Annotated in this window: 19 protein-coding genes; 13 read left to right on the forward strand and 6 right to left on the reverse strand. The window is 55.0% G+C overall.

The window, feature by feature from the left end; all coding sequences use genetic code 11:
- The first annotated feature begins 147 nt into the window (after positions 1-147).
- Positions 148-339, forward strand: coding sequence for a hypothetical protein (locus IM700_RS01070; protein ID WP_155608576.1), 192 nt, complete (start codon positions 148-150; stop codon positions 337-339).
- 140 nt (positions 340-479) lie between these two features.
- Here the strand turns inward: IM700_RS01070 and IM700_RS01075 are convergent, their stop codons facing one another.
- From IM700_RS01075 to IM700_RS01090, 4 genes are all read right to left on the reverse strand, one after another.
- A complete protein-coding gene (locus tag IM700_RS01075) occupies positions 480-1,505 on the reverse strand; it encodes a Gfo/Idh/MocA family protein (RefSeq protein WP_193415624.1) in 1,026 nt (341 codons plus the stop codon).
- 19 nt (positions 1,506-1,524) lie between these two features.
- Positions 1,525-2,634 carry a Gfo/Idh/MocA family protein gene (locus tag IM700_RS01080; protein WP_193415867.1) on the reverse strand — a complete coding sequence of 370 codons (1,110 nt, stop codon included), beginning with the start codon at positions 2,632-2,634 and terminating at the stop codon, positions 1,525-1,527.
- Positions 2,635-2,645: 11 nt separating this feature from the next.
- On the reverse strand, positions 2,646-3,494 hold the full coding sequence (locus IM700_RS01085; RefSeq protein ID WP_193415623.1) for a sugar phosphate isomerase/epimerase family protein: 849 nt from the start codon (positions 3,492-3,494) through the stop codon (positions 2,646-2,648).
- A gap of 130 nt (positions 3,495-3,624) precedes the next feature.
- Positions 3,625-4,788 (reverse strand): Gfo/Idh/MocA family protein, encoded by a 1,164-nt coding sequence (locus IM700_RS01090; RefSeq protein WP_193415622.1) that lies wholly within the window; start codon positions 4,786-4,788, stop codon positions 3,625-3,627.
- A gap of 241 nt (positions 4,789-5,029) precedes the next feature.
- On the opposite strand from IM700_RS01090, the gene IM700_RS01095 reads away from it, so the two are divergent.
- The 4 genes from IM700_RS01095 (at position 5,030) to IM700_RS01110 (ending at position 10,946) form a co-directional block, all read left to right on the forward strand.
- The gene (locus IM700_RS01095; protein WP_193415621.1) at positions 5,030-5,857 is read left to right on the forward strand and encodes an AraC family transcriptional regulator; all 828 of its coding nucleotides are present in this window, start codon (positions 5,030-5,032) and stop codon (positions 5,855-5,857) included.
- Positions 5,858-6,094: 237 nt separating this feature from the next.
- Positions 6,095-9,238, forward strand: a complete 3,144-nt coding sequence (locus IM700_RS23415; RefSeq protein ID WP_193415620.1) for a discoidin domain-containing protein — start codon at positions 6,095-6,097, stop codon at positions 9,236-9,238.
- A 232-nt stretch (positions 9,239-9,470) separates the two neighbouring features.
- Positions 9,471-10,346: an AraC family transcriptional regulator gene (locus IM700_RS01105; RefSeq protein WP_193415619.1), complete on the forward strand. Its 876-nt coding sequence runs from the start codon at positions 9,471-9,473 to the stop codon at positions 10,344-10,346.
- Between the two features lie 111 nt (positions 10,347-10,457).
- Entirely contained in the window at positions 10,458-10,946 is a 489-nt protein-coding gene (locus IM700_RS01110; protein ID WP_193415618.1) for a low molecular weight protein-tyrosine-phosphatase, read from the forward strand.
- A gap of 485 nt (positions 10,947-11,431) precedes the next feature.
- Here the strand turns inward: IM700_RS01110 and IM700_RS01115 are convergent, their stop codons facing one another.
- Together IM700_RS01115 and IM700_RS01120 are read right to left on the reverse strand one after the other, a co-directional pair.
- Positions 11,432-12,325, reverse strand: coding sequence for a carbohydrate ABC transporter permease (locus tag IM700_RS01115; protein ID WP_193415617.1), 894 nt, complete (start codon positions 12,323-12,325; stop codon positions 11,432-11,434).
- A 21-nt stretch (positions 12,326-12,346) separates the two neighbouring features.
- Positions 12,347-13,318, reverse strand: a complete 972-nt coding sequence (locus IM700_RS01120) for an ABC transporter permease (protein WP_155606356.1) — start codon at positions 13,316-13,318, stop codon at positions 12,347-12,349.
- Between the two features lie 250 nt (positions 13,319-13,568).
- On the opposite strand from IM700_RS01120, the gene IM700_RS01125 reads away from it, so the two are divergent.
- The 8 genes from IM700_RS01125 (at position 13,569) to IM700_RS01160 (ending at position 26,529) form a co-directional block, all read left to right on the forward strand.
- Complete coding sequence (locus IM700_RS01125; protein ID WP_193415616.1) at positions 13,569-15,134, forward strand: response regulator; 1,566 nt, start codon at positions 13,569-13,571, stop codon at positions 15,132-15,134.
- Complete coding sequence (locus IM700_RS01130) at positions 15,112-16,938, forward strand: sensor histidine kinase (RefSeq protein WP_155606358.1); 1,827 nt, start codon at positions 15,112-15,114, stop codon at positions 16,936-16,938. The genes IM700_RS01125 and IM700_RS01130 overlap by 23 nt, the downstream gene beginning before the upstream one ends.
- A 191-nt stretch (positions 16,939-17,129) precedes the next feature.
- Positions 17,130-18,737 (forward strand): ABC transporter substrate-binding protein, encoded by a 1,608-nt coding sequence (locus IM700_RS01135; RefSeq protein ID WP_193415865.1) that lies wholly within the window; start codon positions 17,130-17,132, stop codon positions 18,735-18,737.
- Between the two features lie 567 nt (positions 18,738-19,304).
- Complete coding sequence (locus IM700_RS01140; protein WP_244868528.1) at positions 19,305-20,198, forward strand: ABC transporter permease; 894 nt, start codon at positions 19,305-19,307, stop codon at positions 20,196-20,198.
- Between the two features lie 3 nt (positions 20,199-20,201).
- A complete protein-coding gene (locus IM700_RS01145) occupies positions 20,202-21,098 on the forward strand; it encodes a carbohydrate ABC transporter permease (RefSeq protein ID WP_193415615.1) in 897 nt (298 codons plus the stop codon).
- A gap of 89 nt (positions 21,099-21,187) precedes the next feature.
- Positions 21,188-22,873 (forward strand): type 2 periplasmic-binding domain-containing protein, encoded by a 1,686-nt coding sequence (locus tag IM700_RS01150; protein WP_239483477.1) that lies wholly within the window; start codon positions 21,188-21,190, stop codon positions 22,871-22,873.
- Between the two features lie 227 nt (positions 22,874-23,100).
- On the forward strand, positions 23,101-24,930 hold the full coding sequence (locus IM700_RS01155; RefSeq protein WP_336244863.1) for a cache domain-containing sensor histidine kinase: 1,830 nt from the start codon (positions 23,101-23,103) through the stop codon (positions 24,928-24,930).
- A gap of 6 nt (positions 24,931-24,936) precedes the next feature.
- Complete coding sequence (locus IM700_RS01160; protein WP_193415613.1) at positions 24,937-26,529, forward strand: response regulator; 1,593 nt, start codon at positions 24,937-24,939, stop codon at positions 26,527-26,529.
- The last annotated feature ends 43 nt before the right edge of the window (positions 26,530-26,572 follow it).

The following is a 26,572-nucleotide window of genomic DNA, read 5'->3' on the forward strand; positions in this document are numbered from 1 at the left end:
GGGAGGAAGAGGGAAAAAAGAACTTAAGGTGTTTTGTACCCTTACGCGGCCGCAACCTTGGCGTTATGATAGGAAAGGATAAAGAAGGAAATCATGATCCAAATATGGTGATGATTAACTTGAAAATGGAAAGGAGGTGAGAGCGTGATGTATATGAACGATTTGGACGTTGCCAAACAGCATATCCGGGATCTTCGCAAGGAGCTGGACCGATGCAGGATGGCCCGGCAATTCCGGCTTTGGGAGAAGGAGAAACCAAGGAACGAGCGGTCTAAGGTACCCATAGGTATGAATTCGGTACTGATTTCCATCCTCGCTAGGATGCGAAAACTGCGTTAACCTCGGTCGTACCCTCCAGTAAGTCCCCCGATACAAGATAGACCGCCCCTCGTAAGAAACGGTCTACTCTCTATGCATCGATATTCCATTTTCGTTTGTCTAAGTCTTAGTTCCCTGTCCCTTGTTCTGGTTGCCTGTTCTTATCTGGAGTCTCGCGTCCGGGAGGAACGATACAGTTCTGCGATGAGCCGCAGCGTTTTGAGGCCTTCTTCGCCATTAATCGCAAAGCGCGTTCCTGTCCGGATGTGGTCGTAAAAATCGGCGATTAATAACCGGTGGCTTGAGCCCCAGTAAGATTTGCCGATGATTCTTCCCGCGTCGTCGAGGCTGACCGGCGGCTCGGAGATCAGGCTTTCTAGGCCGTCCTGAATTAAATACAGGCAGTCGCCCCGCTGATGCAGCGTGCCGCCTTCAAACACCAGCTCCAGTTCGACAGGGGAGTTGGCCAAATACGCATTGGTGGCGTAAAACAACCCGCGGACGCCGTCCGCAAACCGGAAGCTGGCATGCGCCGTATCCTCCACCTCGATCACGTCGCCAAGGGCATCGGCGGTGACGCTTCCTTGTACGGAGACGACATCACCGCCGAACCATTGCAGGAGATCGAGCGTATGGATCGCCTGGTTAATCAATACGCCGCCGCCTTCGGTCGCCCAGCGTCCTCGCCATGGGCTGTCGGTATAATAAGCCTCGTCTCGGTGCCAGGTGACGATACCTTTGAGGCAGAGGAGCCGACCCAGCGTTTTCGAATCCAGGAATTCGCGGATCTTCTGGGACGAGGCGTTATATCGATTCTGAAAAACGACGCCAAGCTGCGCTTCGTTGCGGCGCGCTTCCGCAAGCAAATCCTCCGCTGCCTTTAGGTGATGCGCGAGCGGCTTCTCTGTGAGCACGTGCTTTCCGGCCCGTAGCAGACGCGTTGCCATCTCCGCATGCAGGTGGTGGGGCGTACATAAATGAACGACTTGAATGTCATCGCGTTCCAGTAAGGTCTGGTAATCGTTCGCCGCTTCGCAGGCATATTCCGCAGCTGCCTGCTCTGCTTTGGAGGCATCGCTGTCGACGACGACCTTCAGCTTCACGCCGTCCAACTGCTGCACAGCCCCGGCATGCAGCGGGAAAATCGCTCCGCAGCCGACGATGGCTGCGCCTATCGGTTCTTGCATCGTAAGGTCCCTTCCCGTCCTAGTAAGATGTGGTGATTTGTAGCGCCTGTTGCTGGGCTTTCAGGCAAAGCTCCGCGGCTTTGAAGGCGTGCTCTTGCGTCATCGCGTTCTCCGTGCGGTTCAGGCAATCCAGGATCAATTCCCCAAAGAACGGATAACCGACCTGACCGCGCACGGCAAAATGCTGCTCGCCGTCCTGATTCACCAGGTAGACATGATCGCCGTCCGCGTCCCGGGCAAGATCGACGTATTTGCGCAGCTCGATATACCCTTCGGTGCCCAGAATGAACGTCCGCCCGTCTCCCCAGGTGCTGAGGCCGTCCGGCGTAAACCAGTCGACGCGGAAATACTGGGTCGCCCCGTTATCGCCAACCAGCGTTGCGTCGCCGTAATCCTCCAGCTCGGGGTATTCGGGATGATGGTAGTTGGCCACCTTACTGTGCAACACCTTGGCGTCCCGGCACCCGGTATAATACAGGAACTGCTCGATTTGGTGGCTGCCGATGTCGCAGAGAATGCCGCCGTATTTCTCCTTCTGAAAAAACCACTCCGGCCGCGAACCCGCATTCAGCCGGTGCGGCCCAAACCCGGTTACCTGCAGCACGCGTCCGATCGCCCCTTGCTGAACGAGTTGGCCGGCATACACGGCGGATTCTACATGCAAGCGTTCGCTGTAATACACCATATATTTGCGGCCGGTTTCGCGAACCTTCCGGCGTGCGGCTTCGAGCTGATCCAGGTGGGTGAACGGCGTCTTGTCGGTAAAATAATCCTTCCCGGCGTCCATCACCTTGAGACCCAGTGGTCCCCGCTCCGACGGAACCGCCGCAGCAGCGACGAGCCGTACCTCGGGATCGGCGAGCACCTGCTCGAGGCTGTCTGCCCGGATCGCTTGCGGGTACTGCTCCACAAACGCCTGCACTTTCGCCGGGTCGGGATCGTAAACCCACTTCAAGGTCGCTCCGGCTTCAATTAGCCCGCCTGCCATTCCGTAAATATGCCCGTGGTCCAGAGCCGCCGCGGCAAATGCAAATTCGTCGCCGGGCTTCACGACCGCATTCGGACGCCCCTTAGGCGCATAGTTCATCCCGTCCTTAGCTTGAAAAGAGGGCTGCTGTTGTTTATCCATCGTCATCGGCCTTACATCCTTTCGTGGATAAACTCGGCAAACTTGCGGAGCATCTCTTTCGAACCGTAATGGCCGCTGAAGTCCTCAATGCCAAGGTAGCCGTCGTAGCCAACGGACTCCAGGTCCTGGAGCAGCCGGCTGTAGTCGATCACGCCGTTCGCTAGCGGCGACCATTCGCAACGCCAAGACGCGCTGCCGTCCTCGCGCGTCCCGGTTTGCGACCAGGCGGCGTTTTTGACGTGGACATGAGCGAGATAGGGCCCGAGCAGTTGGAGTCCCATTTTGAACTGCTCGTAACCTTCGTGCACCATATTGCCCGGATCATACAGCACGCCGATCTGATCGGGATCGCAGTGGCTGACTAGTCGATGGGCGAGGCCGGCGCTTGGCGCAATCGTCAGATGGTGTGTTTCCACGACGCCTTTGACGCCGTATTGTTTGGCCAAACGCTCAGCTTCTTTCAGGTAGCGCACCGTTTTGTCGTACAACTCGGGATAGGGCGTCGAGCCGTCATATCCGGCCGCGCCTACGCGGATCGTCTTCGCACCCAGCAGGCGGGCGACGGCGAATACCCGCTCCGTCTCCTCGAGGTCCAGCGAGTTCAAATACGGCGCGATGCCTGCCATCTCAAGCCCCTCAGCTTCGGTGATGCGCTTGAAGCGAAGCAGCTGTTCTTCTGTTGAAGACGGATCGATCGAGCACAAATTGTTGCGCCAATACGATGGCTTCTCACCAGTTGCCTCGGCAGGGATTTCCTTGAAACGCCACTCCACACCGTGGAGACCGGCTTCCCTTGCGGCCTGTACCAACTCCTCCGGCGTCAAATCCGGGGTGGATACGGTAAATACGGACAATTTCATGGGTTATCACTCCTTTTTGTTACGGAATTGGAGGAGGGGGCTAGCATTCCCCAGCGTATGTCTCAAATAAGGTGAAAAAATCACTCTATTCTTCGGCCGCGGCAATGATAGACTCTTATCTCCCGAATGCTCAATGTGTCTCCGACACGTCGAGCACCTTGCCGCTGCCGCCGTCCTTGCGGAACGAGGAGGCTTGAATCTTCTCCTGCAGCTTGGCGTAGAATAGCTCCTCATCCAGCGGGAGGTCTACCCAATCGTCGGTCCAGGCCGACAGGTGCATGGCGTTGGAAATCGTCAGGCCGCGGATGCCTTCCTCGCCTGGGGCGAGCAGCTTCTCACCGCGCAGCAGCGCGTTCGTGAAGTTCTGCAAAATCCCCTTATGCTGCGGTCCGTCGCCGCCGCTCACCGGGATGTCGCATTTCCAGCATTCCGGCTGGCCAAAGCCGCCGGTATATTCCGCGTTGAACTGCGGCTCGGGCATCCGCAGCCGCCAGAACGTGAGCTTGCCGTCTTCCACGACGATTTTGCCGTTGTCGCCGGACAACTCGAAGCGGTTCGTGCCCGGCGCTTCGCCGGTCGTGGTGACGAATAGCCCGGTGGCGCCGTTTTCGTATTCTACGTAGGCGGTCACGTCGTCTTCCACCTCGATGTTGCGGTATTTGCCGAAGTGGCAAAACGCGCGGACCCGCTTCGGCACCATCCCGGTCGTCCACTGCCACAAATCGAGTTGGTGCGGGTCCTGATTCAGCAGCACGCCGCCGCCTTCTCCGGCCCAGGTGGCACGCCAGCCGCCGGAGTCGTAGTAGCTCTGCGAACGATACCAGTTCGTGATGATCCAGTTCGTGCGGCGGATCGCCCCCAGCTCTCCAGACAATACGAGGTCGCGCAGCTTGGCGTACAGCGGATTGGTCCGCTGATTGTACATGATACCAAACTGCTTGCCCGACTTCGCGGCCGCTTCGTTCATCTCGCGGACCGCTTTGGTGAACACGCCGGCCGGCTTCTCCACGAGTACATGGTAACCGCTCTCAAAAGCCTGCACCGCCAGCGTCGGGTGATCGTAATGCGGCGTGGCGATCAGCACGGCATCCATCGCCCGCGAAGCGAACAACGCTTCCGGCGTGTCAAAGGTCTGCACCGTCTCCGGCAAATGTTCCTTCGCCCACTTCAGGCGCTCGGGGTTGGTGTCGCATACGGCGGTCAGCTCCGCACCCTGGATCTCGCCGCAGAGGTTCAACGCATGGGATGTGCCCATATTGCCGATGCCGATGATGGCGAAACGTAGTTTATCCATTTAAACGCTCCCTGCCTTTCCCTTAGAGGTAACCTTCTTTGAACCTCATACTAAATATCCTGTCCGCTTTTATGTAGTCCTGTCGCTCTTAGCTTAGCTTGAATCGAAAGGGTTGAGAAGGGCACGGATTAAGACGGTTTTGCGCAAAATTAAGGTGTATTCGATAAATGCGAATGCTACAATGAGATCAGAATCCTTGAAAGTGGAAGGGCTTACAATCCAACAAAGGGAATGGGAAACGATGAATGAGATGGATCTGCTCGCCGGGCGGCTGCCCGAGAGCTTGACCGTGACGGTGACGCATGCCCAGCTGCGAAGCGGCTTTCCCGGCTGGAACCGGACGGAGCTGGCTCCTAGCTTCAACCGGCTTTATTTTATCGCGGAAGGGGAAGGCTCGGTGATCATCAACGGGGAGACCTATTATCCTCGACCGGGCCAACTTATGATCATGCCGGCAGGGACAAGCCAGACGACGTCTACGAACCCGGATGATCCCTATACGCGTTATTTCTGTCATTTCGACGCCCAAATAGGGGAATGGCCGCTGTTTCATGCCGGAAGCAAGTTGTTCATCAGCGATGCCGGCAATCTGGAGTACGTCCGTGCGACCTTCGACGAGATGATCCGCCAGTTTCAGTCTGGCGGCCCTTTTGCCGGGCTGCGCATGCAGGCTTGTCTCCTGAACCTGCTCGCCTGCTGCCTGGAGGAGGGGGGATACCGCGATTATTTGAAGGACTATATGCAGTTTACGGAACGGAACAAGCTGAGCGGCGTGCTGAAATACATCCAAGAGCATCTGTACGGGCCGATTGAAATCGAAACGCTGGCCGACATCGTCCATTTGCATCCGAATTATTTTATTCCTTATTTCAAAAAAATCATGGGCGTCACCCCCATGCATTACGTACAGCGCAAACGGATGGAGGAAGCCAAGCGGCTGCTGACCTTCACCGACGACAGCATCGCCGACATTGCTGATCGGCTGGGCATGCAGTTGGCCCATTTTTCCCGCCAGTTCAAGAGCCATGCCGGGATCTCGCCTACCGCGTACCGGGCTTGCACAAGGTAGCCTGCACCGTATGAACGCCAACTGATCTCAGCCGCACCGCCCGCACCCCACGCCTATATGCGCAGGGAGCGGGCTTTTTTGTGCCAAATTTGGATGTAAGGCGTTTTCCTGCATGAATCATTACATTGCGGTATAGCTGTGGGACAGGGCCGTTTTTAGAATGAGGATAGAAAATACATCCAGTTCTGGCATCGTAAACCGAGGTTCCACCCATTCAAGATTGAGGGAGGCGTAAAGGTGAGAAGACGTTTACGGACAGGGAAGACGACGCTCGCATGCATTCTTTGGTTAGCCGGTACACTCGCTTTCTCCGGACCTTTGGGATCCGCGCAGGCTGTACAGGCGGAGGAAGAAGCCGGGGCTTATGCCCGAAACGGCAACCTCGTTCAGGCGTCGAACGGAAGGCATTCGTTGGTTTTCGATTTGGTGCAAGGGACCGGCAGCTTGTCGTGGGACGGACTGCCGGTCGTGCCGCAGTTCGAGGCGAGCTTCCGGGAGAAGGGCGGCGAAACCCGCTCAACCCGGGATGCCGTGGAAAGTTCGGCCGAGTGGACTAAGCTGAAGCCGGACGCCTATGGCAAAAACGGGCGTAAGCTGACGATTCACAGCCAGTTGGAAACCGGCGAGCAAATCGATTTGAACTTTTACTTGTACCCTAAGGTTTCATTCGTGCTCACTGACATGCAGGTGCAGCGGGCGGACGGGCTGACCGTGGAGGAGCTGACGCCCATGGACGCACAGCGGATCGAGATCGGGGCGGGCGATGCGAAGAAGATCTTTACGGCGCCATATTCGAACAATTTCGATTTCGGGGTCGCGCCGGTCGACGATTTCGGCAAAAGCCAAAACGGAGCCGACCGCTTCGCCGGCGAGCAGCTGACGTGGGACGACTTCAACGGGATCAGCCATTGGGTCGCGGCGGTATTTGATAACGAGAATAAACATGGCTTTGTTGGCGGTGCGGCCACCGTCCAGAATTGGAAAAGCAGCCAAAAGCTCGGCGAAGCGGAAATTCTAAACGGTCCGTTGACCGAATTTTCCCTGTACAACTGGGGGGGAAGTCATAGCGGAACAACGGTGTCCTCCGATCTGTTTTTCCTCGGGTATTATGACGATTACCAGCATGGCTTGGAGGAATACGGCACCGTCTATAACCAGGGGGAGCCTCATATGAAGTGGGACGGCGACGTGCCGATGGGTTATAACACCTTCTACTCGCATGATCGCTATGCTACTGCGGAGGCCATGTACGCAATGGTCGATTACGTAGCGGAGCATTTGAAGCCGCAGGGGTATGACTATTTCAATCTGGATGGCGGTTTTCAAGCGGAAAGCGGACTGCCCTTTGAACAATCGATCACCAAGTTCATCGACTACGTGCATGCCAAAGGGCTCAAGGCGGGCGGATATTCGACGCCGTTTACGATTTATGAGGAATGGCTCGATTTGCCGATCGAAGGCACGGGCTTGACTCATCGCGACATTTGTCTGAAGGACGAGCAGGGGAACCTGATCAAAACCTATCTGAACACATATGCGCTGGACCTCAGCCATCCGGTGGCACAGCAAATCGTGAAGCGGAACATCGACGATTACATCCGCTGGGGCTACGATTACATTAAGCTGGATTTTATCGATATGGGCATGTACGAAGGCCAGCATTACGATCCTTCGGTGAATGGAATGCAGAACTACCGGATCGGGATGGGCATCATCCGCGATGCGGTGTTGGCGGCGGACCGCCCGATTTACATCAACGAGTCGATCGCGCCGCTGCTGCCGGCCGCGTTTGCCCATGGTCGGCGGGCGGCCTGCGACACGTCGCTTGGCGTAGCCAGCTACTCCGGCATCGAGCGGCAGGCGTTTAATACCGCCGCTTCGTGGTGGACGAACGGTACGATCTACGAATACAACGACCCGGACATGATCATTCCGCAATACGTGATCCAAGGGTTCTGGTACAAGTTCAGTCAGCAGGATGCCAAGTTGTTAAATACCGCGGTGACGTTGGGTGGGGGCCATTACCTGATCGGCGATAACTTGCCTTTCATCGACGAGGACCGGTTGGCTTGGCTGCACAATGAGGAGCTGCTTGATCTGTTGAAAAAAGGGCAGGCGGCGAAACCACTGCAGATGACAGACTTTTACCATCACGAGGCGCATTCTCCTGCCGTCACCGTGCTGACGGAGGGGAAAGACAACCGCGTGGTTGGGTTGTCCAACTGGACGAACCAGGCCCAGGACATCCAGGTCGAATTGGCCGATCTGGGCCTCAAACCAAACAAAAAATACCGGCTGACCGAGCTCTACAGCGGGCGATCGCTTGGCACGGCGCAGGGAACGTTAACGTATCCACTGGAAGCGAAAGGCTCAGCGATCATTCAAATCGTGGGTTCAGGAAAACCGGCACCTGCCGATCCGTTACCGATGAATCTGGCGTTAGGGAAGCCTGTCAACGTCTCCTCAACTTGGGGCGATCCCGGCTACGAGGCGGATAGGTTGACGGACGGCGATCCTACGACGCGCTGGAATGCGGCTGACGGACAACAGAACGATCAATGGGCGGAAATCGATTTTGGCATGGAAACGAAGATGAACCAGGTTGTCGTGAAGGAGTTCCGCGATCCGTATTTCAAAACGGCCAATTATACGCTGCAATATTGGGACGGCTCGGCATATCGGAACATCACGAAAGGATTTACGCTAGGCGACAACCGGACGTTGAAGTTTCCGGAGATTACGACAACCAAGCTGAGACTCTATCTGAATACGAACTATGGCGTGCCTTCGATCTATGAGTTGGAAGCTTATTACGCGCCCGGAGAGGGAGGCAGCCGCATCGACCAGGATGACAGCGATCTGGGATACGCTAATTACTCCGACGTGCGGGCGGGAATTCAGCGGATGCAGACCTTCACTTTAGAGCATGTGGATTTGCCTAAGCTGGATGTCTACATTTATGAGAGTTATCGGAATGAGGTACCGAAGGACGCTTATTACTTCGAGCTGGTCGCGCTGGACGATCAGGGCCAACCGGTAGAGAAGCTGTTTACGGCTTCGCTTCCGGCTTACAACATTCCGGGTTCGATCTCGCCATATTCGATTTACCCACAGCTCAAAGGACTGGATACGAGCAAAACGTATGGTCTCATTCTGAAGTCGCCCGGCTCGGACTATACGCCAAGTACGGACAACAACTATGGGTTTGCTTACAGCGACGCCGACCCTTATGCGGGCGGGGAAGCGAAGTTGTCCACGGACGGCGGGTTAACCTGGTTCGCGGAAGCGAATCGGGATCTGATCTTCACGTTGTATACGTCCGCGGATTGGGCGGACGAGGGGATGAGGACGACGGAGGAAAGTTTGACGGAAACGCCATAAGGATGGCTATATCCGTAGCATTGGAGGGAAGGCCGGTGGCCTTCCCTTTGTTTGTTTTGTTCGGATTCGTGCGAGCGATTGGCTGAAACTTTCGGCGTTCCCTCCGATTCGTTATACTGATACCAAACTCATTTCGCCAGCCTGGTCTGGACTCCCCGCAAAACCGGTGCGCGGAAAGTCGGATGGGGCCGAAGTACTCTTGTTATGCTGGGAACCAGAGGAGGTGCAAACGATGGATGTGCTGAAAAATATGAACGAGGCTTTGAACTACATCGAGCGGAATTTGACGGACGAAATCGATTATGAGGAAGTCGCCCGGATCGCCGTTTGCTCGGAATACCATTTCAAGCGGATGTTTTCGTTCCTGGCCGGGATCCCGCTGTCGGAATATATCCGCCGTCGGCGGCTGACGCTGGCTGCCTTCGAGCTGCAGCAGGGACCGGTGCGGGTCATCGACGTTGCGATCCAATACGGTTACGGTTCCGCCGATGCCTTTACCCGGGCATTCCAAGGCCTGCATGGAATCACGCCGTCGGAAGCAAGAGATCCGGGAGCACCGCTCAAAGCCTATCCTCGGATGACCTTCCAACTCACCATACAAGGAGGAAACGAAATGAATTATCGGATCGTGGAAAAGGAAGCTTTTCGGATCGTCGGCCTGCACAAACGGGTGCCGATCCAATTTCAGGGGGTTAACCCGCATATTGCGGAAATGGCGCAAAGCTTAACCCCGGAGAGGATTGCTAGGCTGAAGGGGTTGTCCAACCTCGAACCCGCCGGGATGATCAGTGCGTCGGCCAACTTCTCGGAGGGGCGCATGGAGGAGCAAGGGGAGCTGGACCATTACCTCGGCGTGGCTACAACACACGCTTGCCCAGAAGGCTACGCTTCGTTAGAGGTAGCGGCTTCGACGTGGGCAGTGTTTACCGCGGTCGGCCCGTTCCCGGAGACACTGCAGAACGTATGGGGACGGATTTATTCGGAGTGGTTCCCGTCCGCTCATTACGAATTGGCCGAAGGCCCTGAACTTTTGTGGAACGAGAGTCCGGACACGTCCCTGCCTAACTACCGAAGCGAAATCTGGATTCCGGTGGCGCGCAAAGCCTGAAGCTGCGGTTGTTCTCCGGCTTACCGTGGACCAAAGATGACTTTTTGGACCGCCTATAGTACGATCTGCTAAGAGAGTGTAGATAGCTTATAGGAAGGAAGAGGGAGAACCATGGATAACGACAAACGCAAAGTGGGAGTTTTGTTTGTATGCCTGGGGAACATTTGCCGTTCGCCCATGGCGGAAGCCGTCTTTCGGCATCGGATTACCGAAGCGGGATTAAGCGAACAGTTTGTGATCGATTCGGCGGGAACCGGCAATTGGCATACGGGAAATCCGCCGCATCACGGTACGCGCCGCATTTTGGACCAGTACGGCATTTCCTATGAGGGATTGCAAGCGCGACAGGTGGCACAGGATGATTTTGACAAATTCGATTATATCATCGCGATGGATAACCAAAATGAACGCGATTTGAAGGCGCTGGCTCGGCAGGCGGATGCGAGAATCGTCAAGCTGCTGGACCTCGTGTCGGAATCGCAGTTGAAGGAGGTTCCCGATCCGTATTACACAGGGAATTTCGAAGAGGTCTACGGCCTGGTGCAGCAGGGCTGCGGCGCTTTGCTGGAGCTGATTCAGCGGGAAAAAGCGCTGGGCTAAGCTTAAATTTGGCCTGAGCTTGGCCAAAGCAGGCGAATCAGGCCTGAGCAGGACGAAGCTGGCCTTAGTTAACTAGCCAGGTGAACTAGGCGGGTGGTGCTTGGCTGCTAGATACGTGCAGCGGCTGTCCGACCGAGGCGAAATGTTGTGAAAAGTGCAACATTTTCGCGGGCATAACCGCCGAAACGGCTGAAATGTTGCCAAAACTGCAACATTCCCACCGCATCACGGCGACTGGGGCCAGAAATGTTTCATAAAATGCAACATTTCCCCCTCAACCCGCCCAGCGAGCGCAAAATGATGCACAAAATGCAACATTTTGCCCCTTCGGCGACGGGTGGAGGAACGTCCGCCCGCTCACACTCGCGAGTTACCAGCAAGCAAGCATACGCACGTAAGCGCGCATGCACACATGCACGCAGTTTCCCCCCACAACAAATAACCCGTCCGGCATTCGCCGCGACGGGTTTCTTCATTCCCACACATTAACTTTTAATCGCACCCATCATGATTCCTTTGACGAAGTACTTTTGCACGAACGGGTACACCATGATGATTGGAAGGGTCGCGACCATCGTGACCGCCATCCGGATGCTTTCGCTGGATACCGGGATGCGTTTAGCGTTTTGCGCCATCTGCTGGGCATCGGTCATCATCGCGCCGGTCTGGAATTGGTTCAGGATTTTAACCAGGACGGCCTGCAGCGTCTTAAGTTCCGGTTTATACGTATAGATGTAGGAATCGTACCAGGAATTCCAATGGCCGATGGCCAGGAACAAGCCGATCGTCGCCAGCACGGGCACGCACAGCGGGAGAACGATGCGGACGAAGATCTGCAGGTCGTTCGCGCCGTCGATTTTGGCCGATTCCTCAATTTCGCCGGGGAGCTGCTCGATGAAGGTCCGCACGAGAATCATCAGGAACACGCCGATCAAGCCCGGGAAGATAAACACCCAGAACGAATCGATTAACCCCAGCGCCTTGATGACCATATACGTCGGAATCAGGCCGCCGCCGAAATACATCGTAAATACGAAGAAAAACGAGAAATACTTCCAGCCGAGCAAATAACGTTTGCTTAAGGTGTAGGCCAGCATGGAGATACAGATGATCGACACCGCGGTCCCGATCACCGTCCGCAGTGCCGTCACCTGCAGTGCGCTCCAGATTTCCGGGTTTCGGAAAATCGTGACGTAGCTGGCGAACGTAAACTCCCGCGGCCAGAAATACAGGTTACCTCGCAGCGAGTCCGTGGCGTCGTTCAGCGAGATGATGAGAATGTTCCAGAACGGATAGAACGTGACGAGAAAGATGCCCGACAGGAACAGGTATAGAGCAGTGTCAAACAGATGCTCGGTAATCGTTTTTTGGTTTTTCATGCCGTTTCCTCCATGCCAGGTTTAGAACAAGGACTGGCCGTTGATTTTTTTCGCAATCTTGTTGACGATCACCACGATGATAAAGGCGACAACCGAGCTGAACATGCCCACGGCGGCAGCGTACGAGAACATGCCGTTCTGGATCCCGTAGCGGAACGAGTAGGTCGATAGCACGTCCGAGTAGTCCTTCGTCAGATCGTTCCCCAGCAGGAAGTGCTGGTCGAACCCGGCGTTCAGAATGCCGCCCATAGCTAGAATCAGCAGAATGACGATCGTGGGCTTCAGATGCGGGAGCGTGATAAAACGAATCTGCTTAAACCGGTTAGCCCCATCCACCTTGGCCGCCTCGTACAATTCCGGGTTGATTGAAGAGATGGCTGCCAAATACATAATCGAGCTGTAGCCCATATCCTTCCACGTGTTGCCCAGCGCGACGATCCACCAGAAATACTTGCCGTTCTGCAGGAACAAGATGCTCTCATTCGTGATGTGAAAAAACTTCAATAGCGCGTTCACCGCCCCGTCCGAGGACAGCAACGTCACGATAATGTTGGCCGCGATGACCCAGGAGATGAAATACGGCAAATACGATGACGTCTGTACGATTTTTTTGAATTGGACGTTTTTGATTTCGTTAATCGCCAGCGCGATCAGGATCGGCATCGGAAACGAGAACAGAAGAGTGATCAACGTCGAAGCCAAAGTGTTGCGCAGGATGATCAGGAAATCGCCGTTATTGAAAAAGTAACGGAACCACTGCAGCCCAACGAATTCGCTGTGGAACAGGCTGTACCAGAATCGGCCGAGCGTGGGCTGGTAGTTGACGAACGACATATACAATCCGGCCATGGGAGTATAGGCGAACAGGATCGCCCAGATGAGCGCCGGCAGCATCAAGAGGAACAGATATTTTTGCTGTTTAAAGACGGGCCATAATTTGCGGCGCGGAATTTTCAGTTCCGTACCTTCGCGTAGATTCAAGTCGGTTTGCATAGCGGCACCTCGCATTGGTTTCTTAGTCGTGGCATTCAGCTTTACGGCTTAAAAAAATTATAAGACCCCCGAAAATTCAATGTCGATAAAGCAATGTATCGAATCATGCTTGAAAATAACTTTCATGCGAAAGGAGGATTCAGTTCGCCTGCATGTAAGCGCTATAATCAAAGAGGAGGCAGTTCAAGGAACTGCCTAACCTTACGGTTATTAGATTCGGAAAGGCTGCATAAGAAGGGGGCTTGCGGACATGTACAGCATTTTTCTGGTGGACGACGAGGAATTGGAATTGGAGATGATGCGGGACTTCATCCGTTGGGAGGATATGGGGATTTACGTGGCCGGTGTCGGCATCAACGGGAAGGACGCTCAGGAGAAAATCCATGCCATTCAACCCGACATCGTGCTGACGGACGTACAGATGCCGCTGATGGACGGCCTGGAGCTGGCAAAGTGGGTCAGCGAATACTACGACTGGATGCAGATCGTTTTTTTGACCGGTCATGACGAGTTCAATTATGTCAAATCCGCATTGCACGTCGGCGCGGTTGGCTATTTGCTTAAGCCGCTGGACCTGGAGGAGATCACCGGGGTGATGGGGCGAGTGAAGCAGAAGTGTGAAGAAGTGCGTTTAAAATATAAATCGATCCAGATGACCAAAGCTAAACTGTTGAAGGAACTGCTCCATGAAAAAGACGCCGTACGGCGGTTGCAGCTCGCCGCCGCGCTCGGCAAGCTGGAACGGCGGGAAGTCGCCGGTACCTACACGCTGGCGCTCTGCAGCGTAGACCGCTTCACCGGCGGGGAGACGTCTGGCACGGGGGAAGCGGCAATCTCCCGCCTGCCGGAGGTGGCGGAGGAGTATTTCCACGCCGTTCGCAAGGACGCCGTGGTCGCCGCACTTCAAGAAGGCGAGCTTGCGATCTTTATCGAGGCTGAACCCGGAAGCCATCCGGGGGTTTCGCATGAGCAGTGGGGCACCCTGCAACAGACGATTCGGGGATTGCTGGGGCTGTCGGTGACGCTGGCCATTGACAGTGAAGAGACCGGGCCTGCCGGCATCTCCCGGCTGTATGAGCGGGCGCGTAGCCTGCGGGACGAAAGGTTCTATCTTGGGCCGGGACAGATCATTTATGCCGGGGATGTCAAATCGGGGTATCCCTATGACACGCTGCCCCCCTTCCCTGAGCAGGAGTGGATGGAGGCGCTGCAGCAGCTCCGAGGCGAAGATGCAGAAGGAGTTCTGGGCGAATTTCTCACGAATGTGCGTCAGCTGCGGATCGACAAGCCGCTTGTGTACGAGTGGGGGATTGATCTGCTGGCCCGCCTGGAGGAACGGCTTCACAGCCCCAGCCTGCAAGGCTACGCTGAACCGGTCAAGCGCGCAACCCTCTACCAATCCATTTACGATTGCCAGACGCTGGAGGAGATTGAGGCAGCCATCCGGCGGGCAGCCGCGCATTATCTGGAGCTGCTGATGGAGCGATCCACGGACAAAAACGCGAGGCTTGTGCATCAAGTTTGCCAGATCATCGACCAGACGTTTCACGAGCCGATCACGATTCAAAGCTTATCCAGCCAGGTTTATCTGTCGCCGAACTATTTGCGGTCCATTTTCCGGGATAAAACCGGTATGACGATCCATGATTACCTGACGCGGATCCGCTTGGAGAAATCCAAGGAGATGTTAGCCGATCCGTCGCTGAAAGTGCAGGATATTGCCCAGAAAATCGGCTATGAGAGCACGTCCTATTTCATATCCTTATTCCTGAAAAACCAAGGAGTCACGCCCAATGAATATCGAAAAAATCTATAGGGAGACGGACGGCAGAAGCCCCGTCATGCGGCGGATCTCTTTGTTCAGGCAGCATTGGTTCGCCAATTTGCGGCTGCGCAACAAGCTGTTTATTATTTTCCTGCTCGTATCCTTCATTCCGTGCTCCGTGCTCATTTATTATTCCTATACCTCCACGCGGGACACGATCACCGAGCAGACATATGCTTCGTTAAGCGGCACGCTGAATCAGATTAATACGAATCTCGAAAACCGGCTGGGGTACTATGAGCAACTGACGAATATTCTTTATATGGACGCGCAGCTGCGGAATTTTTTGTCCAATGATTACGAACAAGCTTTTTATTATCTGGATGCGTTCCAGTATATCAATCGTACGATGTCTTCCATGTTGATCTCCAACGCCAATATTCAAGGCATCACGATTTACATCGATAACAAGACGTTATATTCCGATAAGCAGTACATCAAATACACCGAGGAGCTGCCGGACACGGTGAAGCAACAAGCGCTGAATGCGGCGGGGAGCCCGGTATACACTCATATCGACGATCCGCAGACAGGGGCGTCCTACGTTACGCTTGCTCGCTCACTCAGTTACTTCAGCTTGATGCATCCTTACGGCATCCTGACGATTAACATCGACGACAAGGAAATCTATTCCCTGATCGAAAAAGAAAACGTCAATAAGAGCGTCTACATCATCGACAGCGACGGACGTGTCATCAGCTCCGGAGATACCGCGATGAAGGGGCGACAGTTGTTTGACGTCTATCCGATTCAAGCCGATCTGACGCTGTCCGGCGGAAAGTTTGACACGCGGATCGACGGTCAGGAACGCTTTTTTACGTACAAGAAGCTAAGTAATGGTTGGACGACGGTCATTACCGTTCCTTATGACGAGTTGTTGGCCAATACGAATAAGGCGACGAAGCGGATTGTCTGGATTTCCGTAACCGTGATTGCGGTGGCTGCGCTGCTGATTTTCTTTACGGCCAAGGTGATTACGAAGCGGATCGAGGTGCTGCTGCAGCAAATTCGCAAGGTGGAGCGGGGGAATTTCCAGGTCAAACGCAAACCGATGGGCAACGATGAAATCGGGCAGCTGTCGTACGCTTTTCAGAAGATGACCACCCGAATCCAGGAGCTGATCGACGAGGTGTACGTCAAGGAAATCGCCGTGAAGGATTCGGAGTTGACGACGCTGCAGGCACAGATTAACCCGCATTTTCTGTATAACACATTGTCTTCGATTTCCTCGCTCGCCTTGAAGGAGGGCAGCACGCAGGTCTACCAAATGGTCAGCCATTTGTCGAAGTATTATCGGATCTCGCTGAACAAAGGGAAAAGGGTGGTCCTCTTGGAACAGGAAATCCAACTGGTCAAAAATTACGTTTCGATCCAGGAGATTCGGTTCCGCGGGATGCTGCACATGCATTATGATCTGGACGAGTCGTTGTTTAACCGGACGGTCATCAAGCTGATCCTGCAGCCGTTTATCGAGAACTGCATCAACCATGCGATTTGGAACGAAGCCGGCATCCACATCATCGTTAAGCTGAAGGGGGAGGGTGACGATCTCCTGCTGCAGGTGATCGACGATGGGCAGGGGATGACCCGCGAGCGGCTGGAGGAAGCGTTCAGCAAAGCCAGCAATCAATCCGGCTATGGCATCAAAAACGTAGACGACCGAATCAAGCTGGCCTATGGAGAACACTATGGCGTGGAAATCTTCAGCCGGCTCGGAATCGGGACGAATGTCACGATCCGCCTGCCGCTGAATCCGAACGCGTCCGACTTGGAAACCCGGCTGAACATGGGCTGAATATGGATCGCGCATAGGCTGAATAGCGGCCGAATCGATGAAAGTCGTTTTCCACTATGAATAGTAACATTGCGTTATGGATAAACAGGATGGCGCTTTTTACAATTGAGGTGAGCTTGAGGTCCAAGCGCAAAAGCACAAGAGAGGGGTTTACGCGAATGAAGAAGAAGCTGCTATTCATGGTATCCTCTATGATGATCCTCGCCCTGCTTGCAGGCTGCGGGTCCGGGAACGCCCCGTCGGCCGGGGGGAATTCGCCCGCGGCGAACGGAGGAACGAACGGGGAGGCACCGGCGGATGATAAGTCGCCGATCACGTTAACGTTGTTTGACCAGAACACGGGGGATCCTTTTACAAACCCGGTAGCGAAAGCGATTACAGAAAAAACCGGCGTGACGGTAGAGATCCAACAGCCGACCGGGAATCCGGCGGAGAAGCTGAACCTGATGCTGGCGAGTAACGACTTGCCGGACATCGTGTTGATGAGCCGCGGCAGCGACATCATGAACAAGTATATTTCCTCGGGAGCCGTTATTCCGTTGGATGACTTGATCGAGAAGTACGGACCGAACATCAAGAAGATGTACGGAGATACGCTGAAGAAGACGCGCAGCATGGACGGGAAGAACTACTATTTGGCCAACTGGTACGGGCTGGAGCAGTATCCGGTGTTCGGCTTCCTGATGCGGATGGATTTGATGAAGGAGCTGGGCGTCGGAGATAAGGTGAACAACGGCGAGCCGTTTACGGCTGAAGAGTTCGAGAACCTGCTGAAGGCGTTTAAGGAGAAATACCCGACGATCGACGGCAAGGAAACCATCCCGATGACGCTGAACGGCGAGAACATGAGCGGCGTGACCGGGACGTTCAAAGGGATGTTTGGCATTATGCCGTTTTACGAGAAAGACGGCAAGCTGCTGAAGGATATCCGCGATCCACGGTACCTGGACATGATGAAATATATGAATTCCCTGTATCGTCAAGGTTTGCTCGACAAAGAGTGGGTGACGATGAAGACGAAGCAATATGAGCAGAAGCTGGGGGCAGGGAATATCTTCGCCACAGCCGACGCGGGCTGGAACGTAGGGACATCCAATGGTTTGCTGAAGGCGGATGCCCCGGACCCGGCTAAGGCGGAGGAGAGACAGTTCTACCAATATAAAGTGCTGGCGCCGGGTGTTGGACCGGACCAAACGTCTTACGGGCCAAAGAGTTCGCTCGGTTGGGACGGCATTACCATCAGCAAAACGAACAAGGATCCGGTACGCACGATCAAGTTCCTTGATTTTCTTGCCAGCGAGGAAGGGCAATATTTGATGATGTGGGGCGTGGAAGGCGAGCATTGGGACATGAAGGACGGCAAGCATGTGCCGCGTCAGGAAGTATTGGACGCCTTCAAGAAGGATTGGGCGGAAGCTTCCCGCACGACCGGGATTCGCAAATGGACCTGGACGATCAAGAACGGACCGGGCTCCGACGGTACGCCGTATGATCTGATCGGCCGCGGCACGACTGATCCGACGACCGACCTCGCGATCAAGAACCTCGCGGACACGTCGTTCGACACGGCACCTTACGATAGCCTTGGCCCGGCCGGCGGTACGCCGGAAGCGATCATGGAGACGAAGGTCAACGAAACGATTAACGAGTTCTTCCTGAAGATGGCCCTAGCTCCAAGCGAGCAGGAGTTGGTCGCCTTGTACGATACCATGATGAAGCAGGTGGATGCCGCCGGCTTGCCGAAACTGGAGGAAGTCTACAACAAGAACTACGAAGAGCGCATGAAATTGTGGGAATAGAGCGGTAGGGCAGAGTGACGCGAGCTGCGGGGGACGATGGGGTCCTCCGCGGGCTCGCGTTTTTTTGGGAAGTGGGTGCCTACGTACCCCCTCCACCCCTGCCACCCCCGCCACCCCCCGCCACAAACCTGCGACAAGCGCAAATGTTGCAGTTTGTGCAACATTCTAATCGGGACCACGGGCGTTCTAGTTAAAATGCTGCATAAAGTTCAGCATTTTTGGAGCAGAAGGCCCAAATTGCCATGAAATGTTGCACTAAATGCAACATTTTACGCCTTAGGGCTCCAGGTGAGCCCAAAATGTTGCAGGAATTGCAACATTGGCTCGTATTACCCGCATCGACCGCACACAATGGCACCATTCACACCGAAGCATCACAACGCATTTCTTCCACACTATTTGCACCTTACGCGCCTTCGTCTATCCACAAAAATCGTGCCTTTGGGTTTGGGGAACTACATGATGACTAAGTCGCTCCACCTTCCAATCAGAACGACAGAAATCCAACCGTTGTTATATGGTTCCGCTTACATGGTGGACTTATAATGAACCCCAAGAGGTGATACGGTGCTTACCAAACTTGCAAAATACCGCTGGCAGTATCTTATGGTTCTGCCCGCTGTCGTCTTACTGTTCCTGTTCAGCTATGTGCCGATGGCGGGCATCCAGGTGGCGTTTAAGGAGTTTCAAATCGGCACGACGATATGGAACAGCCCTTGGGTGGGGCTAGAGAATTTTGCGTTTCTGCAGGACGATCAATTTTGGCTGGTGGTGCGGAACACGGTGTACATCGCCGTCCTGAAATTCGTGTTCGGGTTTCCGGCGCCCATCCTGCTGGCGCTGTTGATCAACGAGCTGCGGCATAACGGCTTCAAGCGGTTCGTCCAATCCGTCAGCTATTTGCCGCATTTTTTCTCCTGGATCGTCGTTGCGTACATTTTGCAGTCCTTCCTGACGCTGGATGGCGGACTGGTGAACCAGCTGATCGCGAACCTGGGCGGCGACCCGGTCTTCTTCCTGGGATCGACGCAGTGGTTCCGCCCGATGATCGTCACAAGCAGTTTATGGAAAGAAGTCGGATGGAACACGATTCTATACTTGGCCGCCATTACGACCATCGATCCGCAGCTGTATGAAGCGGCCAAGGTGGAGGGAGCGGGGAAATGGGCGCAGATGCGGCACATTACGCTGCCGGGAATGATGCCCACCATTTCGATCGTGCTGATCCTCAGCATGCCAAGCTTGATCGCCGTTGGGATGGATCAGATCTACCCGCTGATGAATCCGGCCAACCAGCCGGTCGCGGACGTGCTGGATACGTACATTTTGCGAAGCGGCTTGCAGCAGGGGTATTTCGGGATGGCGACCGCCGTCGGGATGTTATCCTCTTTGCTAAGCCTGATCCTGGTGATCGGCACGAACCAGCTGTCCAGAAAAGCTAACGGAGAGGGGCTGTGGTAAACGATGCAAACTTCCAAGGGCGAAAAAATCAGCCAAGCCGTCATCGTCTTCCTGATGCTGCTCCTGTGCGCTTCGGTCATCTACCCCTTCATGTATATGCTGTCGATTTCGCTCAACGTTGGCAGCGACGCAGCCAAAGGCGGGGTGTATCTGTGGCCTAGGCAGTTCACCTGGGCGAATTACGAGATCGTATTGGGCAACGTCGTCATTCGGCATGCCTACCTGATCACGGTCACCCGAACCCTTATCGGTACGTTGGCCGGACTGTTAGTGACGCTGCTTGCCGCATTTGGACTGTCCTACGAGCGAATGCCGCTTCGGGGCGTCCTGTTGACCTATGTGCTGATCACGATGTTATTCAGCGGCGGGTTGATCCCGTTTTACATCCAACTGAACGAGATGCATTTGCTAAACACGTTTTGGGTCTATATCGTCCCCGGGGCGTTTTCGGCCTGGAACATGTTCGTCATGCTGAAGTTCATTCAGGGTATTCCGGCCGCGCTTGTGGAATCCGCGGAGATCGACGGAGCTAATCCGATCCGCGTGCTGTTGTCGGTCATCTTGCCGTTATCGAAGCCGATGTTGGCCGCACTCGCCTTGTTTACGGCCGTCGGCCATTGGAACGACTGGTTTGCAGGGGCGTTTTTCGTCACGGACCAAAACCTGATTCCGGTGCAAACCTTCCTCCAGCAGCTATTGTCGGCACAAAATATCTCGACGGTGCTAGGCTCGAACAACAACATCGAATCGCTTGCCCGCGGCACCCAGCTGTCCAACGTGACGCTGATGTCGATCAAGATGGCGACCGTGATGGTCAGCGCGATTCCGATCCTTTGCGTTTATCCGTTTTTGCAGAAGTATTTCGTTAAGGGAGTACTCATCGGCTCCGTCAAGGGGTGATGTTACCTCATAAACATCAGGGATCGGCAGAATCAAGCAACTGGATGAAATCACACACGTTGAATCAAAAAATGAAGGGGGAAACGATGTTGAATTCACGGAAAACTTGGATTCGAAGATGGATGGCAGCCACGCTTGCGGCGTTCATGATTGCCTTGGCAGCTTGTTCCGGCGGCGGGGGAAACGGAGGCGGCGCAGAAACCAACAGCTCCGAAGGCGGGAATGCCGCAACAAGCGAAGACACCTCGACTTTTAAGCTATGGCTCGGCTGGACCGCCATGATCAACAACAACAGCATGGTGCAAAATTACTGGCGCGAGCATGAGCCGTTCATCGATCTTCAGTTGGAATCAACGCAGGGCGATGCCATGACGGCGCTTAACCTGAAGCTGAACACGGGCGGCTTCGAGGATGCGGCGATCTTCGGCCGCGGTGATATCGTCGATAACGCCATGATCCGCTCCAATACGATCTTGCCTCTGGAGCAATACTTCGACATGCCGAACAAATATCCAGGCCTTGCCTCGATTCCGAAGGAATATCTGGAGCCCATGAAGGATGAGGAGGGCCATATTTGGTCGATTCCGACCTGGTTTGACCAGCATCCGGAAGATCCATGGCCGGGGTGGGCCTCCGGTGGCTGGTTCGTTCGCACTGATGTCCTGGAGAAGACCGGCATGACGATGGACGATCTAAAAACGCTGGACGGCGTGGAGAAATATTTGAAGCTCGCTGCCGAGCAAAAGGATGCGAACGGCAACAAGCTGATCCCGCTTAGCTTCCTGTCTGAGGCCAGCGACGAGAACGTCATCCTGAGCACCTTCGGCGTGACCACGACAGCGGCCGGCGGCGTCATCCCTGTGGAGAAGAAAGGCGGCGAGTACGTCTTTATCTACGACGACCCGCAGTACAAGGCGGCTTATCAATGGATGAACCGGATGTACCGCGAAGGTCTCTTGGACCATGAAGTGATGACCGACAAGAAGGAACGCTACAAGGAAAAAAACAAAACCGGGCGCATTGCGATGAATACCGGCGGTTTCTTTAATATGGACGCCCAGCTGTGGGAAGTCCTCGACGGTCCGACGGAGCCGGCCTGGTATTATGAGACGATTCCGTATCCTCAGGTCGAGGGCGTAAGCCAGCTCGGGTATAACCAGATTATCAATCCGTTCCCGGGAAATGACGTCTACATTAGCAAAAAGACGAAAAACCTGGACGCCATCCTCAAGTTCTTCGATTACACCCTGCAGCCGAAACCGGAGCAGCAGCAAGTGGTTAACGAAGGTCCGGCCGGCGTGTTCTGGGACTGGGTTGACGGTCCGCTGGGCAAGTGGGAGTACACGGACGCAGAATACCAGACCCTGCACGACTCGGGAGATCAGGCGAAGAAGGTCAGCACCACGCCAGAACTATATATGACTTCCTCCTACAGTAACGAATGGTACCCGTGGTGGAACTACAATTTGACCGAGCCAAAGGGCCGTCTGAAGACGATCGATTTCACCGAGAAAATCGGCAAAATGGGCACGATCCGCGTCGCGGAGCCGTATGACCGGGTCAAGGCGAAGGCGGGAGGCTTATGGGAGAAATATTTGCCGGAGCTGGATGCCGTCAAAACCGAATATAAAGCCAAGCTGATCATGGCCAAGGACGAAGCCGCTTTCGAAGAGGCATGGAACGAGTTCCAGGCCGCGTTGGAGAAACGTGCTCACTGGAGCGAGCTGAAGACCGAATGGCAGGAACAGCTGAAGGCCGAGGAACAAAACGGCTAACACCAGGCGTTATGCAGCGGTGTCGACCGCTGGGAAACAAGGTTGCCCCGATCTTTACAAGGATCGGGGGCAGCCCTGTTTTTGCTGTTATGAGGGTTCTGAAGAATAACTGCCTACATGCAGTTATTTCTCTGCCCGGTCCAAAGAGGTCGTTACTTCTCTGAATTCGTGTAAGCAGCGGCAAAGTAAAAGGTCCACTCTTGATATAAGGGGAAGGAGCAGCAAGCGTGAGAGTATGGCTGGAGAACCGCGTAATCCGCTATACCCGGGGGATGAACCTCCGAAGGAAAATCTTCGTCATGTACGGCCTGATTTTGCTGGTGCCCAGCTTGATCCTCGGCGGCATCACAATGGGTGTGGTTGTGCGCAGCTTTCACGAAAATTACGTGGCGACCGTTGACGAATCGATCAAGCAGACCGCAATCAACGTTGATTACAGCAAGAAAAGCTACGACCTGCTGGCGATTCGCACGGCGACCGATAGTGAGCTGATCGCCCGGCTTGGGCGGGAATATGCGGACATGACACAGATTATTGATACCGTCGATTATCTGGATCGCAATTTCATGCTGACGAGTAAGTATTTGCCGGGGATCATAGATTTTCGCATTTATCATACCAACGATACCTTGGTGGAGGACGGACGGCTCTTGTGGCGGCCGCAGCATCGGCTTCTGTCCGGACTGGACGAATGGGACTGGTACGAGAAGACGATGGCTTCCTCTACGCTCCTGTTCTGGAGCACGGCGCCGGAACATCCCGGCCGGATCGTGTTGACGAGCAAAATTTTAAACAGCGCTGGGGAGCCGCTTGGCATGGTGTATATCTTGCTGGACTATAACGTTGTGTTCGGCAATTTGCTGAAGCACCCTTTTGCCGAGGACGGAAGTTTGTACATTGTGGATGACGAAAAACGCATATTGGCCACGACCGAACAGGACAAGATTGGCCGTCGCGTTCTGGCGTCGGGCTGGCCGGAGGGGGACGATGGGATCGAGGGGAGGAGGAGTGGAGAGATCGACAAGGAAGATCCGGCCGCGGCCGCCGTTTATGACCTGACCGGGACTAAACAGCTCGTAACGCTTGAACCTCTCACCTCCGGTTGGTATGTCGTCGCCTTAACGCAGATGAAGTATATGGACGGCAGGAGCATCACCCTGTTGGCGTTGATCGCCGGGACGGCGATCCTCCTGCTGGTGCTCTCCATGTTCCTGATTACGACGATTATCAATAACGTCGTCCGGCGTATCCGACGGCTGGGGCATCGGATGTACGATCTATCGCGCGGCGAATTCGACGTAACGATCCGTAACAAGGTACAGGATGAACTTGGCGATCTGGAGCTGATGTTCAATTCCATGTCGGAGCGGCTCGGAGGTTTGGTTGAAGACATCCGAACCTCGAGTTTGCTGGAGAGGGAGCAAGCCTTTAAGGCGATGCAGGCGCAGATCAATCCGCATTTTATCTACAATTCCTTGAGTCTGCTCCGCTGGCGTGCGCTGGACGCGCAAGACGAAGAGCAGGTCCGTATCATTGACGCGTTGAGTACCTTCTACCGACAGACGTTAAACAACCAGGTCGCGGTGATTCCGATTCGCGAGGAATTGGAGCATGTGAAGGCGTATCTGGAGGTACAGCAGCTGCGGTATCCGGAGCGGGTCCGGCTCGAATGGGACATCGAGGAGCAGGTACTCTCCTTGTATACGCTAAAAACCTTGCTTCAACCGATCGTAGAGAACTGTTACGCACATGGGGCCATAACACGAAGAGGGGATGGGGCAATTCGCATCGCCGTATGGCGGAACGGCGACAGCGTTGCCATGTCGGTGGTCGATAACGGCCAAGGAATCGCGCCGGAGGTGCTGGCCGCGTTGGAGGCAGGGACTTACCTTGGCAGCGGGAACGGGTTCGGGACGGCGAACATCCGGGAGCGATTGGCGTTATATTTTGGCGAGGAAGCGGCATTGAAGCTGGACAGTGAGGCGGGAGACTGGACGCGGGCAACGATCCGGTTTCCGGCATGTACCGAGCCGCCCATCATCCGAAGAAGGGGCTGAGAAGACATGGAATTGCTGAAGGTACTGATCGTGGATGACGAGCCATCGAACATTCAGGGTTTGGTGCGCTACATCCAGTGGCGGGAGCTCGGGTATGAGGAGCCGCAGACGGGAGAATCGGGCGAGGAGGCCTTGGACGCGATTCGCCAAACGGCATTTGACGTCCTGATTTCCGACGTCGCCATGCCCGGCATGAACGGCATCGAGCTGGTTGCCCGGGCGAAAGAGCTGCTTCCCCGGCTTCAAGTGCTGATGATCAGCGGATACAACGAATTCGAGTTCGTACAGGACGCCATCCATGTCGGGGCGCAAGGGTACGTGCTCAAGCCATTGAAGCTGGAAGAAGTGTCAAACCGTTTAACGATGATGCGGGAAACGTTGGAGAACATGCGCAGGCTGGCCGAGCAGACTGAGGATTTGAAGCGAAAAGTGTCCGGCAGCCAGCGCCTGGTCCAGGAACGCGTCCTCAGCGATCTGCTGGCCGGACTTGTCCCTGGGGAAGATACGCAAGCTTCCTGGAACGGCTTGATGGAGCTGCCAGCGGCGGTTCGTGAATTACGCCTGTTCGTGTTCAACCTGGACCATTTCTTGTCGTTGAAGCAACGGGCCGAGGAGCGGGTCGTGCTGTCGGCCTTGTTCCGCCAGACGGTCGACGTGGCCTTGTCTGGGTTCGGTTCAGTTTGGCTGGCGCAAACGTCTCCCGATGAAATCGCCGCTCTACAGCTGGACCCGTCGGCAGAGGACAAAGCGCGGATCGAGAAGCAACTGAGGTTCGTTCAGGTTATACTGCAGGAGCAGCATGACTCGACCGTAACGATAGGCTGCAGTCCGACGGTAAGCCACTGGAAGGAACTCCCCGAACGCTATAAGGAGATCAGGTTCCGTATGGCCCAGGCCCGCTTGATCGCGGATGGGCAAATCGTGCGGGGAGAAACGCCGGATGCCGGCGCGTTCGATGATTACCGTCTACGGGAGCAGTGGATTCCGGAAGCCATTCGGCAAATGGAGGAGGGAGATGCTGCCGCCGTCCGGGAAACGATGAACCGGGTAATTGATGTGCTGTCGGGACAGCCTTCTTTTTCCTACGTACAGGCCATCGGCATGAGCTTCCTCAGCGAGTTGATACGGACGCTTCAGCGGGGCGGCGAGGCAGACCGGGAAATGAATATCGTGCTTTGGCGCCAAATGCTGGATTGCAGCAGCGCGGAACAAATCATTGAATTTCTGATGGAGTGCGTGGATCGGTATATGACGGTGGAGGCGCAGGAACGGATGAACCAGCAGCGCCATTTGATCCGGAAGGTAGCCGCGTTTATCGACGAACGGGTGCAGGACAACTGGACGGTTAAACAGCTTGGCGAGCGGTTCAATTTGAACGCGAGTTATTTGAGCGTGTTGTTCAAGAAGGAAATGGGCAAGACGATTTCGGAATATGTTCAGGAAACCCGAATCCGGCAAGCGAAAGAACTGCTGTGCGACCCGAGCATCAAGGTTTACGAGGTGGCCGATCGCGTAGGCATCCAGACCTCGGCGTATTTTACGTACTTGTTTAAGAAGATGGTCGGCTGCACGCCTCAGGAATACCGGAATTACCGATGATCCCAAAAAAGTCATTTCCCGCTATCGATCGGAACATCGCTCT

Origin of the sequence: Paenibacillus rhizolycopersici, from assembly GCF_014947195.2 — a bacterium.
Classification (GTDB): Bacteria; Bacillota; Bacilli; order Paenibacillales; family Paenibacillaceae; genus Fontibacillus; species Fontibacillus rhizolycopersici.